Consider the following 12,153-nt stretch of genomic DNA (forward strand, 5'->3'; position numbering starts at 1 on the left):
TATTCTCCTAGATCATAGGTGATTCATTGTACATTTCAGCAATGTATTGACTGGATTGCATTTTCCCGACGTTGCGAGACCGATTGTCGGATCGGCACCAAATCGGCGTACGGGCGTTACGATCGCGCAATGGTTTCCCGCCACCTGAAAGTCGCCAGCTACAATATCCACAAGGGCGTCGGTCTCGACCGTCGCCGCAACCCGGAACGGGTGCTGGAGGTGCTGCGTGAAATCGACGCCGACGTCATCGCCTTGCAGGAGGCGGACCGCCGCTTCGGCACGCGCGAATCGGTGCTGCCGTCGCATCTGCTCGACGAGCACAGCGACTGGAAGCCGGTCGAATTCGGCATGCGCGCGCTGTCGATGGGCTGGCACGGCAACGTCATCCTCGTTCGCAAATCGGCACGGGTGGTCGAGCGCGCGCCGATCCATCTGCCCTCGCTCGAACCGCGCGGCGCGGTGATGGCGGATATCGAGACGCATGCCGGGATGCTGCGCGTCGTCGGCATGCATCTCGATCTGTCGGGCCTGTGGCGGCGGCGGCAGGCGGCGGCGATCATGGCGCATGTCGAGACGGCGACGCTGCGCCACCCGACCGTGCTGATGGGCGACCTCAACGAATGGACCGCCGCGGCGGGCTGCCTGCGCGACTTCAGCCGCGACTATCGCATGGCGGCGACCGGGCCGAGCTTCCACGCGCGCCGGCCGGTGGGGCGGCTCGACCGGATCATGGTGTCGCAGGAGCTGATCGTCGCCGAATGTGGCGTCCATGCCAGCGCCGCGGCGCGCAAGACCTCGGATCACCTGCCGATCTGGGCGACGCTGGCGCCAGCCTGATGCGCGAGAAGGAGCTGCGCCTCGCATTGGTCTGCTACGGCGGGATCAGCCTCGCGGTCTATATGCACGGCATCACCAAGGAGGTGTGGCATCTGGTCCGCGCCAGCCGCGCCTTCCATGCCGGTGACGCGCCGTCGGGCGGCAGCGAGACGGTCTATGCCGCGTTGATCGAGGAGATCGAGGCGCTCGCGGATATCCGGCTGCGCGTGCTCGCCGACATCATCGCCGGCGCCTCGGCGGGCGGGATCAACGGCATCTTCCTCGCGCAGGCGATCGCCTCGGGCCAGAGTCTCGAACCGCTCACCGACCTGTGGCTGACCTCCGCCGACGTCGAGGCGCTGATCGATCCCGATGCCGCGCCCGCGGGCCGCTTCTCCAAACTCTGGGCGCTGCCGCTCGCCTGGGTCGCGGCAGGGCGCAGCAAGGACAAGGTCGAGGCGCTCGACGCCGCGACGCAAGACGAGGTGCGCACCAAGCTGTCGCATTTCGTGCGCTCGCGCTGGTTCGAGCCGCCGTTCGGTGGCGCCACCTTTACCGGGTTGCTGCTCGACGCGTTCGCGGCGATGGCGCGGTCGGCGGCGGGGCCGCGGCTGCTGCCCGACGGCCAGCCGCTCGACCTGTTCGTCACCTGCACCGATTTCACCGGCCATCCCGAACGGCTGCGACTCAACTCGCCGCCCGAGGTGATGGAGACCGAGCATCGCGTCGTGCTCGGCTTCTCCGATCATGCCAGCGGCGGCGAGATCGGGGCGATGCCCGACCTCGCCTTCGCGGCACGCGCGACGTCGAGCTTCCCCGGCGCGTTTCCGCCGTTCACCGTCGGCGAACTCGACGAGGTGCTGGCGGCGCGCGGGATCGACTGGCCGGGACGCGCCGCCTTCCTCAAGCGCGCGTTGCCGCGCCAATTCGCCGCCAACCAGGTCGACAAAGCGGTGCTGATCGACGGATCGGTGCTCGCCAACGCGCCGTTCCGCCCGGCGATCGACGCGCTCAAGGAACGCCCGGCACGGCGCGAGGTCGACCGCCGCTTCGTCTACATCGACCCCTCGCCGGGCATCAAGATCCGGCTCGGCTCGGGCGGCGAGAAGCCCGGTTTCTTCCAGACGATCCTCGGCGCCCTGAGCGACCTGCCGCGCCAGCAGCCGATCCGCGACAATCTGGATGCGCTCGCCGAACGCTCCGGGCGGATCGACCGGATGCGCGGCATCGTCACCGCGCTGCGCCCCGCGGTCGAGGAGGAGATCGAGCAGCTCTTCGGCCACACCTTGTTCCTAAACCGGCCGACGCCGGCGCGGCTGGTCGCGTGGCGGCGGCGCGCGCAGACCGCGGCGGCGACGCGCGCCGGCTACAGCTACGCCGCTTACGGCCATCTCAAGCTCAGCGGCGTGGTCGAGACGATCACCGGGCTGCTCTATCAGGTCGGCGGCGAGCCCGGGCAGCAACGCTGGCGCCGCATCCGCGCGAGCATCGAGGCGGCGATCGCCGAGCGCGGCTTCGGCGGGGTGGCGCCGAGCTTCTCGGGCAAGGAGAGCGCGGCGACGATCGATTTCCTGCGCACCTTCGACCTCGGCTTCCGCATCCGCCGGCTGCGGCTGATGGCGCGGCGGCTGGAGGAGATCGAGGGCCAGCACGACGGTGCCGCGGGCGAGGCGAACGCGATGCGCGAGGCGATCTACGCCTCGCTCGCCGCCTATCTCGACCGCCAGCGCGCCGACCAGCATCCCGAACTCGGCCATCACGTCCGCCGCCTGCGCAGCGGCGATGCCGCGCCGCTGCTCGACGCGCTCGGCGTCGCGCTGGACCTTGCGACGCTCGACGGCGATACCGACGGGCGTCTGGCGCACGCCTTCGCGACGCTCGACCGGCCGACGCGGCGGGCGTTGCTGCTCGCCTATCTCGGCTTCCCCTATTTCGACACCGCGACTTTGCCGCTGCTGCAGGGCGAGGGGCTCGACGAATTCGACCCGATCAAGGTCGACCGCATCGCCCCCGACGACGCCACCGCGATCCGGGCGGGCGGCGCCGAGGCGACGTTGAAGGGCATCCAGTTCAACAGCTTCGGCGCGTTCTTCAGCCGCGCCTATCGCGAGAACGACTATCTGTGGGGCCGGCTGCACGGCGCCGAGCGGATGATCGACATCTGCGTCTCGACCTTGCCCGCGCAGGTGCGGATGAAGCCCGGCCGCGTCGCCGCGATTAAACGCGCCGCCTTCCGCGCGATCCTCGACGAGGAAGAACCGCGGCTGACCGCGATCCCCGCGCTGATCGCGAGCCTGCGGGTGGAGGTGGGGTGACGCACCAAGTTCCTCCCCCGCAAGGGGAAGGTGGCAGCGCGGAGCACTGACGGAGGAGGAGAAAAGGGTGGAGGTCCGTCATCCATCTCCCGCCCCATCCTCGCCCTCCACCACCACGCTGACGGGTGGCGGTCCCCATCCCCCTTGCGGGGGAGGACTGGCCCCTCTGGCCATCGGCGCGCGCCCCGGCTACCTTCGGCGCTCCTCAGGAGTGTTGCATGCAGTTCCTCAAGATCCTGTTCTGGTTTCTGCTCGCGTTCGTCGCGGCGCTGTTCACCTATGGCAATTGGACCGGGGTCCAGATCAACCTGTGGAGCGGGCTGATCGCCGACGTGAACCTGCCGCTGCTGCTGCTCGTCACCTTCCTGCTCGGCTTCCTGCCGACCTATCTGTATCTCGGCACGGTGCGGTGGCGGCTGCGCCAGCGGCTCGCGGCGTGCGAACGGCTGCTGGTCGACCAGCGCGCGACGACGGTGATGCCCGCCGTGCCGGTCGCCCCCGCGCCGGTCGCGCCCGAGCCGGTCGCGCCCATCGAGCCGACGACCGACGGACGCCCGGCATGAGCCCGATCTACGTCGCCATCGACACCCCCGATCTCGCCCGCGCCAAGGCGATCGCCACCCGCACCCGCGCGCATATCGGCGGCATCAAGCTCGGCCTCGAATTCTTCTGCGCGCACGGCCAGCCCGGCGTGCGCGAGATGGCGGACCTCGGCCTGCCGATCTTCCTCGACCTGAAGTTGCACGACATCCCCAACACCGTCGCCAAGGCGGTGCAGGCGCTCAGCCCGATCGAGCCCGCGATCCTGACCGTCCACGCCAGCGGCGGCCGCGCGATGCTGGAGGACGCCAAGGCGGCGGCGCCGCTCAACACCAAGGTCGTCGCGGTGACGATGCTGACCAGCCTCGATGCGAGCGACCTCGCCGCCACCGGCATCGGCGGCAGCGCGCACGACCAGGTCCTGCGCCTCACCCAATTGGCGCATGAGGCGGGGATCGACGGCATCGTCTGCTCGGGCGCCGAAGTCGCCGCGGCGCGGAAGGCCTGGCCCAAGGGCTTCTTCGTCGTCCCCGGCGTCCGCCCCGCGGACGGTCCGACCGGCGACCAGAAGCGCGTCGTCACCCCCCGCGCCGCGCTCGACGCGGGCGCATCGATCCTCGTCATCGGCCGCCCGATCACCCAGGCGGAGGACCCCGACGCCGCCGCGCGCGCGATCGGCGCGACGCTGTAGGACCCGATCAACCCTCACCCTTCCCACCGCCTACGGCGGCGGGCCCCTTCCCTCTCCCGCCGGGAGAGGGAAAAGCCGCCGAAGGCGGCGAAGGGTGAGGATGACGGTGCCGGTGAATGCGATCGGCCTGTAGCTGCCGCCGAACCCTTGCACTTACCCCGCCGAACGCCGACACGCGCAATCATGCCCGTCCTCACCAAGATCTGCGGTCTCTCCACGCCCGAGACGCTCGACGCCTCGCTGCGCCATGGCGCCGGCCATGTCGGCTTCGTCTTCTTCCCGCCGTCGCCGCGTCACCTCGATTTCGCTCGGGCGGCGCAGCTCGCCGCGCGCGTGCCGTCGCATGTCCGCCGCGTCGGCGTGTTCGTCGATCCCGACGATGCGCTGATCGAACAGGCGGTCGCCAGCGGCACGGTCGACGCGGTGCAGCTCCACAAGACCGCCGCACCCCGTGTCGCCGCGATCCGCGCCCGCAGCGGCCTCGAAAGCTGGGCGGCGGTGGCGGTGAAGACCCGCGCCGATCTCGACGCCGCGCGCGGCTTCGTCGGGGCCGCCGACCGTATCCTCTACGACGCCAAGACTCCCGACGACGCCAAGCTGCCCGGCGGCATGGGGCTGCGCTTCGACTGGTCGCTGCTCGACGGCTTCCGCCACCCGTTGCCCTGGGCGCTGTCGGGCGGGCTCGATCCCGCCAATGTCGGCGAGGCGATCGCGCGGACCGGCGCGGAATTGGTCGACGTCTCCTCGGGGGTCGAATCCGCGCCGGGGGTCAAGGATATGGACAAGATCGGCGCCTTCCTTAAAGCGACGCAGTCATGAACGCCCCCAACACCTATCGCGCGCAGCCCGACGAGCGCGGCCACTTCGGCCAGTTCGGCGGCCGCTTTGTCGCCGAGACGCTTATGCCTTTGGTCCTCGACCTCGACCGCGAATATCGCGCCGCCAAGGCCGACCCGGCCTTCGCCGCGCAGTTCGACGATCTCATGGAACATTATGTCGGCCGCCCCAGCCCGCTCTATCACGCCGAACGGCTGAGCGATGCGGTGCGCGAGGGCGCCGGTGACGGCATGGGCGCGCAGATCTGGTTCAAGCGCGACGAGCTGAATCATACCGGCGCGCACAAGATCAACAATTGCATCGGCCAGATCCTACTCGCGATCCGCATGGGCAAGACGCGGATCATCGCCGAGACCGGCGCGGGGCAGCACGGCGTCGCCACCGCCGCGGTCTGCGCGCGCTTCGGCCTGCCCTGCGTCATCTACATGGGCGCCAAGGACGTCGCGCGACAGCAGCCCAACGTCTTCCGCATGAAGCTGCTCGGCGCCGAGGTCCGCCCCGTGACGAGCGGCGCGGCGACGCTGTCCGACGCGATGAACGAGGGGCTGCGCGACTGGGTCGCGAACGTCCACGACACGTTCTACATCATCGGCACCGCCGCCGGCCCACACCCCTATCCCGAGATGGTCCGCGACTTCCAGAGCATCATCGGCCGCGAGGCGCGCGAACAGATGCTCGCGCGGACCGGCCGCCTGCCCGATCTGCTCTGCGCGGCGATCGGCGGCGGATCGAACGCCATCGGCCTGTTCCATCCGTTCCTTGACGATCCGCAGGTGGGCATGCTCGGCGTCGAGGCGGCTGGCCATGGGCTGGAGGGTAGCGAACATGCCGCGAGCCTCGCCGGCGGCTTCCCCGGCGTGCTCCACGGCAACAAGACCTATCTGTTGCAGGACGAGGACGGCCAGATCGCCGAGGGTCATTCGATCTCTGCCGGCCTGGATTATCCCGGCATCGGCCCCGAACACGCCTGGCTGCGCGATATCGGCCGCGTCGAATATACCAGCGCGACCGACAAGGACGCGCTCGACGCCTTCCAGTTGCTCTGCCGCACCGAGGGGATCATCCCCGCGCTGGAGCCGGCGCATGCGATCGCCGCGGTGGCGGTGCGTGCGCGGACGATGCGCGACGACCAGATCATCCTCGCCAACCTCTGCGGTCGCGGCGACAAGGACATCTTCACCGTCGCCGAGGCGCTGGGGGTGGCGATATGAGCCAGCGGCTCGCCAATGCCTTCGCCAAGGGTCGCCCGGCGCTGGTGACCTTCGTCACCGCCGGCGATCCGACGCCTGACGCGACCGGCGCGATCCTCGACGCGCTCGTCGCGGGCGGCGCCGACGTGATCGAGCTCGGCATGCCGTTCACCGATCCGATGGCGGACGGCCCGGCGATCCAGGCGGCGAACCTGCGCAGCCTCGCCGCCGGCACGCGCACCGCCGACATCCTCGCGATCGCCACCGCCTTCCGGGAACGGCATGCGGACGTGCCGCTGGTGCTGATGGGCTATGCCAATCCGATGCTGCGCCGCGGCCCCGACTGGTTCGCCGAGGCGGCATCGGCGGCGGGTGTCGACGGCGTGATCTGCGTCGACATCCCGCCCGAGGAGGACGATGCGCTGGGGCCGGAGTTGCGCGCGCGCGGCATCGATCCGATCCGCCTCGCCACGCCGACCACCGATGCCGCGCGCCTGCCGCGCGTGCTCGATGGCGCGAGCGGTTTCCTCTATTACGTCTCGGTCGCCGGCATCACCGGGCTGCAACAGGCGGCGCAGGGCTCGATCGACCAAGCGGTCGCGCGGCTCAAGGCGACCACCGATCTGCCGGTCGCGGTCGGATTCGGCGTCCGCACCCCCGAACAGGCCGCGGCGATCGGCGCGGTCGCCGACGGCGTCGTCGTCGGATCGGCGATCGTCGAGCTGGTCGGCACGCACGGCGCCGCCGCGCCCGATGCGGTCCGCGCCTATGTCCAATCCCTCAGCGAGGCGGTGGCCTCGTCGCGAAAGGTCGTCCGATGAGCTGGATCACCAACGTCCGCAACGCCTTGCCCTTCGTCGCCAAGCGCGAATCGTCCGACGAGAACCTGTGGCACAAGTGCAAGGGCTGCGGGCAGATGATCTTCACCAAGGAGCTGGAGGAAAACCTCTACGTCTGCCCGAAATGCGATCATCACGAACGTATCGGTCCCAAGATCCGCTTCGCGCAGATCTTCGACGAGGGGAGCTGCGCCGAGCTGCCGGTGCCCAGGGTGCCCGAGGACCCGCTCAAGTTCCGCGATTCGAAGCGCTATAGCGACCGGCTCAAGGCGGCGCGTACCTCGGCGCAGGAACAGGATGCGCTGATCAACGCGCGCGGCACGATCCTCGGCCATCGCGTCGTGATGGGCGTGCAGGATTTCGCCTTCATGGGCGGGTCGATGGGACTTGCGGTCGGCGAGGCGTTCGTCCGCGGCGTCGAGGAAGCGATCCGGGAGAAGGCGCCCTATGTGATCTTCACCGCGGCGGGCGGCGCGCGCATGCAGGAGGGCATCCTCAGCCTGATGCAGATGCCGCGCAGCACCGTCGCGATCCAGATGCTGCACGACGCCGGCCTGCCCTATGTCGTCGTGCTGACCGATCCGACCACCGGCGGCGTCACCGCGAGCTATGCGATGCTCGGGGACGTGCAGATTTCCGAACCCAATGCGCTGATCGGCTTCGCCGGCCAGCGGGTGATCGAGAGCACGATCCGCGAGAAACTGCCCGAGGGCTTCCAGCGTGCCGAATATCTGCTCGACCACGGGATGCTCGACATGGTCGTCCATCGCAAGGAGTTGCGCGAGCGGCTGGCGACGGTGATCGGCTATCTGTCGGTAGCGCAGGCCGCGTAACCGGCGGAGGGCGTTCCATCCCACCCGCGCCGTCACCCCGGACGTGATCCGGGGTCCCGCTTTACGCTGGCTGGATAGCGGGACCTCGGATCAGGTCCGGGGTGACGAAGGAATAGGCAAGCGGACACCCGGACCCCAGCACATGCCAGACCACGCCACCTCCACCGATCCCGCCGTCCAGCAGCAGCTCGACCGGGTGTGGGCGCTGTCCCCCGGCGCCGATATCCTAGGCCTCGACCGTATCACCACGCTGCTCGCGCGGCTCGGCGATCCGCATCTGGCGCTGCCGCCGGTGTTCCATGTCGCCGGTACCAACGGCAAGGGCTCGACCTGCGCCTTCCTCCGGGCGGGGCTCGAGGCGGCGGGGCATGACGTCCACGTCTTCTCCAGCCCGCATCTCGTCCGCTTCAACGAGCGTATCCGCATCGCCGGGCGACTGATCGACGACGCCGCGCTCGCCGCGCTTTTGTCCGAGGTCCTCGACGCTGCCGGCGCTGGGGCCGACGGCATCGGCGCGAGCTTCTTCGAGGTCACCACCGCCGCCGCCTTCCTCGCCTTCGCACGGACGCCCGCCGCCGCTGCGATCGTCGAGGTCGGGCTCGGCGGCCGGCTCGATGCGACCAACGTCATTCCCCGCCCGGCGGTCACCGGGATCGCCGCGCTCGGCATGGACCACGAGGCGTTCCTTGGGACCCGCATCGTCGACATCGCCGGCGAGAAGGCGGGGATCGCCAAGCCCGGCGTGCCGCTGGTGACGATGAACTATCCCGCCCCCTGCCGCGCCCGGATCGCCGCGGTGGCCGAGAATGCCGGCGCACCGGTGATCGCGCGCAACGCAGACTGGTGGAGCGAGACCGCGCGACAGACGATGCGCTATCGCGACCGCGGCTTCGCGGTGGTCGCGCACCGGCCGCGGCTGGTCGGGCCGCACCAGTCGCGCAACCTCGCGCTCGCCATCGCGATGCTGCGCCATCAGGGCGATGTCGCGATCCCCGAAGCCGCGATGCGCGCCGCCGCCGATTGGGCGCAATGGCCCGCGCGGATGCAGCGACTCGGCGGCGGCCCGCTGCACGATCGATTGCCGGCGGGCGGCGAATTGTGGCTGGACGGCGCGCACAACCCCTCCGCGGCGCGGCCGGTGGCGCGGGCGTTGCGGACGATCGCGGGCGGACGGCCGGTGGTGCTGGTGCTCGGCATGCTCGCCAACAAGGATGCGCGCGGGGTGCTGCGCCTGCTCGCGCCCGCGGTGTCGCGCATCGTCGCGGTGCCGGTTCCCGGCCATGCCTGTCATGCCCCCGCGATGCTCGCGGCGCTGGCCGCCGAGCTCGGCGTTGCCGGGGGAGTCGCCGACGATTTGCCGCAAGCGCTCGATCTGGCTGCGAATATCGACGCGCCGGTCGTGCTGATCGCCGGTTCGCTCTACCTCGCCGGTGAAGCGCTCCGCCTTAACGACGAGTACCCAAACTGACGCGCTGATTGCGATTGACTTGCAATAGCGGATTGAGGAGTGTTCGGGACGACCACAGGAGTTGCCCCGATGTCCGACCTGACCACCACGATCGCAGCCCTGCCTTATGCGCTCCCCGCCTGCCCCAATGCGCGAATCGCCCTGTTCGCGCTGCGCCGGATGGGCGCGCAGGGGTTGCACGACGCGCGCGCCAGCCACGCGTTGTTCACCGCCTTCGGGCAGGACTTCCGGCGGCCATTGGTGCTGATGCGCGCGCTGATGGCGGACCTCGCCGGTACCGCGGCGGGGACGATCGCGATCGCGCCGTGCTGTTGCGCGCGGATGACCGCGGCGGAGCGGACGATGCTCACCATCCTCGCCCGCGTCGAGACCGCGCCCGACACCGCGCGGCTGCTGCTCGGCGACCTGCTCGGCGTGCGCCGCGTCGATGCGGTGCTGGCGAGCGTCGCCGCGGTCGCGACCGCCTTCGCCGACGACGGCCGCCCGATCTGCGTCTAGGCTTCGGCCGCGTCGCGCACGTCGCCCTCGCCCGCGACGCCGGCGCTGCCGATCGACCGGTCGACCAGGCCCGACCGGCACATCCACCAGAAGAGCAACACGCCCGGCAGCGCCGCGACGGTCGTCCCCCAATAGAAAGCGACATAGCCGAAGCTGTCGACCAGCCGCCCAGTCGTCGTCGCGGTCAGCACGCGGCCGACGATGCTCGCCGCCGCCGAGATCAGCGCATATTGCGCGGCGGTGAAGCGCAGGTCGCACAGCGCCGAGAAATAGGCGACGACGGTCACGCCGCCGATGCCGCTGGCCAGATTCTCGAACGCCATCGCACCCGCCAGCCCGAGATTGCTGTGCCCCGCCCCGGCGAGCAGCGCGAAGGCGGCGTTGGAGACCATCATCAGCACGAGGCTGAGCATCACCGAGCGCTTCAGCCCCATGCGCGCGTAGAGCACGCCGCCGACCGCGATGCCGATCCAGAACGCCCAGAAGCCGATGAGGACGTCGTACAGCGCGATCTCGTCGTTGCTGAAGTGGAGGTCGTCGAGCAACAGCCGCAGCGCCTGCTGCCCCAAGGTGTCGCCGATCTTGTGGAGCAGGATGAAGGCGAGGATGACGAAAGCGCCGTGGCGCCGGAAGAATTCGAGGAACGGGCTGACGATCGACGCGGCGATGTCGCGCGCGCCGTGCCGCTTGATCGGCTCGCGGCGGCGGTGCGGCTCGCCGCGGACCAACGCGACGATCATCGCCGGAAAGGCGAACAGCACGCAGGCGAGATAGGCGACATGCCAATTGGAGCGGGCCGCGATCACCAGCGCCAGCGCGCCGGCGAGCACCGAACCGATCCGCCAGCCATATTGCGTCATCCCCGAGCCGATGCCCATCTGCTCGGGCTCCAGCGTCTCGATGCGATAGGCGTCGATGACGATGTCGTAGGTCGCGCCGGCGAAGCCGACCAGCACCGTCGCGACGATCGTCGCCTGCAGACTGGCGGCGGGATCGACGAAGGCGAGATTGGCGACCGCGAGGATCACCAGCACGCCCGACAGCAACACCCACGACACCCGCTGCCCCAGCCGGCCGATCAGCGGCAGCCGCACGCCATCGACCATCCACGCCCATAACGGCTTGAGATTGTAGACGAGGAAGCCGAGCGTGAAGGCCGTGATCGTGCTCTTGTCGAGCCCGTCCTGCTTCAGCCGCGTGGTCAGCGTGGCGCCGATCATCGTGAAGGCGAGCCCCGAGGATATGCCCATGAAGAACACCGCGATCGGCCCGCGCTCGGCATAAGGCGCCAGCGGCGCGAGCCGCGTCCGCAACGCCGCGGAGCGCCGCATCGCTACGATCAGCACCAGCACGATTGCGACGACGATCAGGAAATACAAGTTATTGCCGGTCATCGGCGCGACACTAACGGCAATTTCGCGTGCGCCTAGCGGCTTTGCGGGCGGGCGCATTCGATCGCCATCGCGCGTGGGGTGATCGGCACAAGCGGCAGAAATGGTTCACGCGGAGGCGCGGAGGCGCGGAGGTGATGCGCTCGCCGCATGCGCGGCCCGTTTCAAAAAGGATGAGAGAGAGCCACGCTGACCCAAGCGAAACCCCTCCGAGCGAACCTAATCCTTCTATCGTTCGCACGCGTCACCAAGACCCGGATGTCGCCCGCGCCTATCCCGCCGGCGCCTCGAACAACTGGAACCCGGACGGCAGCCGCTTGGTCTTGCGTCCGGCGCGCTTGGCTTCGATCGCCTCGATCGCGCCGATCAGGTCGCGCTGCTGGTATGGCTTGGCGAGGCAGCCGGCGGCGAGCGGCATCGCCTCGGCCGGGAAATTGCCGGTGACGAACAGGACCGGCACGCCGCCCTCGCCCGCGGCGCGCGCGACGTCGAGACCCGAGCCGTCGGCGAGGTGGACGTCGACCAGCACCAGATCGATCTCCGCGTCCGAGCGCAGCACGCGCAGCGCCTCGGCGACGCGATCCACGGTCGCGACGATCTCGTAGCTCGCGTCGGTGAGGAGATGCTCGACGTCGAAGGCGATCAGCGGTTCGTCCTCGACCACCAGCAGACGCACGATCTGGCGCTTCTTCCTCCCGAACAGCATCGATACGCTCCGCCCGGCGTCAGGGTGAT

Annotated in this window: 12 protein-coding genes; 10 read left to right on the forward strand and 2 right to left on the reverse strand. The window is 69.8% G+C overall.

Going from position 1 to position 12,153, the window contains the following annotated elements; translation table 11 throughout:
- Positions 1-129 precede the first annotated feature (129 nt).
- From SFC76_RS10430 to SFC76_RS10475, 10 genes are all read left to right on the forward strand, one after another.
- The gene (locus tag SFC76_RS10430; RefSeq protein ID WP_322849403.1) at positions 130-837 is read left to right on the forward strand and encodes an endonuclease/exonuclease/phosphatase family protein; all 708 of its coding nucleotides are present in this window, start codon (positions 130-132) and stop codon (positions 835-837) included.
- On the forward strand, positions 837-3,131 hold the full coding sequence (locus SFC76_RS10435; RefSeq protein WP_322849404.1) for a patatin-like protein: 2,295 nt from the start codon (positions 837-839) through the stop codon (positions 3,129-3,131). Before SFC76_RS10430 ends, SFC76_RS10435 begins: the two co-directional genes overlap by 1 nt.
- A 218-nt stretch (positions 3,132-3,349) precedes the next feature.
- The gene (locus SFC76_RS10440) at positions 3,350-3,694 is read left to right on the forward strand and encodes a lipopolysaccharide assembly protein LapA domain-containing protein (protein WP_322849405.1); all 345 of its coding nucleotides are present in this window, start codon (positions 3,350-3,352) and stop codon (positions 3,692-3,694) included.
- Positions 3,691-4,362 (forward strand): orotidine-5'-phosphate decarboxylase, encoded by a 672-nt coding sequence (pyrF, locus tag SFC76_RS10445; RefSeq protein ID WP_322849406.1) that lies wholly within the window; start codon positions 3,691-3,693, stop codon positions 4,360-4,362. Before SFC76_RS10440 ends, pyrF begins: the two co-directional genes overlap by 4 nt.
- Positions 4,363-4,545: 183 nt before the next feature.
- Complete coding sequence (locus SFC76_RS10450) at positions 4,546-5,181, forward strand: phosphoribosylanthranilate isomerase (protein WP_322849407.1); 636 nt, start codon at positions 4,546-4,548, stop codon at positions 5,179-5,181.
- Positions 5,178-6,410: a tryptophan synthase subunit beta gene (gene trpB / locus SFC76_RS10455; RefSeq protein ID WP_322849408.1), complete on the forward strand. Its 1,233-nt coding sequence runs from the start codon at positions 5,178-5,180 to the stop codon at positions 6,408-6,410. Before SFC76_RS10450 ends, trpB begins: the two co-directional genes overlap by 4 nt.
- Positions 6,407-7,210: a tryptophan synthase subunit alpha gene (trpA, locus tag SFC76_RS10460; RefSeq protein ID WP_322849409.1), complete on the forward strand. Its 804-nt coding sequence runs from the start codon at positions 6,407-6,409 to the stop codon at positions 7,208-7,210. Before trpB ends, trpA begins: the two co-directional genes overlap by 4 nt.
- Positions 7,207-8,061 carry an acetyl-CoA carboxylase, carboxyltransferase subunit beta gene (gene accD / locus SFC76_RS10465; RefSeq protein WP_322849410.1) on the forward strand — a complete coding sequence of 285 codons (855 nt, stop codon included), beginning with the start codon at positions 7,207-7,209 and terminating at the stop codon, positions 8,059-8,061. The genes trpA and accD overlap by 4 nt, the downstream gene beginning before the upstream one ends.
- 142 nt (positions 8,062-8,203) lie before the next feature.
- On the forward strand, positions 8,204-9,529 hold the full coding sequence (locus SFC76_RS10470; RefSeq protein ID WP_322849411.1) for a folylpolyglutamate synthase/dihydrofolate synthase family protein: 1,326 nt from the start codon (positions 8,204-8,206) through the stop codon (positions 9,527-9,529).
- Positions 9,530-9,598: 69 nt separating this feature from the next.
- Complete coding sequence (locus SFC76_RS10475; RefSeq protein ID WP_322849412.1) at positions 9,599-10,027, forward strand: DUF6628 family protein; 429 nt, start codon at positions 9,599-9,601, stop codon at positions 10,025-10,027.
- Here the strand turns inward: SFC76_RS10475 and SFC76_RS10480 are convergent.
- Together SFC76_RS10480 and SFC76_RS10485 are read right to left on the reverse strand one after the other, a co-directional pair.
- Entirely contained in the window at positions 10,024-11,358 is a 1,335-nt protein-coding gene (locus SFC76_RS10480) for an AmpG family muropeptide MFS transporter (protein WP_322849467.1), read from the reverse strand. The two genes, SFC76_RS10475 and SFC76_RS10480, sit on opposite strands and share 4 nt — an antisense overlap.
- Positions 11,359-11,689: 331 nt before the next feature.
- Complete coding sequence (locus SFC76_RS10485; RefSeq protein WP_322849413.1) at positions 11,690-12,124, reverse strand: response regulator; 435 nt, start codon at positions 12,122-12,124, stop codon at positions 11,690-11,692.
- Positions 12,125-12,153 lie beyond the last annotated feature (29 nt).

Origin of the sequence: Sphingomonas sp. CD22, from assembly GCF_034556155.1 — a bacterium.
Classification (GTDB): domain Bacteria; phylum Pseudomonadota; class Alphaproteobacteria; order Sphingomonadales; family Sphingomonadaceae; genus Sphingomonas.

Excerpts from the sequence above, each read along its gene's own strand:
- SFC76_RS10430 (WP_322849403.1), top strand. The coding sequence starts at position 130 with ATGGTTTCCCGCCACCTGAAAGTCGCCAGCTACAATATCCACAAGGGC.
- SFC76_RS10435 (WP_322849404.1), top strand. The coding sequence starts at position 837 with ATGCGCGAGAAGGAGCTGCGCCTCGCATTGGTCTGCTACGGCGGGATC.
- SFC76_RS10440 (WP_322849405.1), top strand. The coding sequence starts at position 3,350 with ATGCAGTTCCTCAAGATCCTGTTCTGGTTTCTGCTCGCGTTCGTCGCG.
- pyrF (WP_322849406.1), top strand. The coding sequence starts at position 3,691 with ATGAGCCCGATCTACGTCGCCATCGACACCCCCGATCTCGCCCGCGCC.
- SFC76_RS10450 (WP_322849407.1), top strand. The coding sequence starts at position 4,546 with ATGCCCGTCCTCACCAAGATCTGCGGTCTCTCCACGCCCGAGACGCTC.
- trpB (WP_322849408.1), top strand. The coding sequence starts at position 5,178 with ATGAACGCCCCCAACACCTATCGCGCGCAGCCCGACGAGCGCGGCCAC.
- trpA (WP_322849409.1), top strand. The coding sequence starts at position 6,407 with ATGAGCCAGCGGCTCGCCAATGCCTTCGCCAAGGGTCGCCCGGCGCTG.
- accD (WP_322849410.1), top strand. The coding sequence starts at position 7,207 with ATGAGCTGGATCACCAACGTCCGCAACGCCTTGCCCTTCGTCGCCAAG.
- SFC76_RS10470 (WP_322849411.1), top strand. The coding sequence starts at position 8,204 with ATGCCAGACCACGCCACCTCCACCGATCCCGCCGTCCAGCAGCAGCTC.
- SFC76_RS10475 (WP_322849412.1), top strand. The coding sequence starts at position 9,599 with ATGTCCGACCTGACCACCACGATCGCAGCCCTGCCTTATGCGCTCCCC.
- SFC76_RS10480 (WP_322849467.1), bottom strand. The coding sequence starts at position 11,358 with ATGCGGCGCTCCGCGGCGTTGCGGACGCGGCTCGCGCCGCTGGCGCCT.
- SFC76_RS10485 (WP_322849413.1), bottom strand. The coding sequence starts at position 12,124 with ATGCTGTTCGGGAGGAAGAAGCGCCAGATCGTGCGTCTGCTGGTGGTC.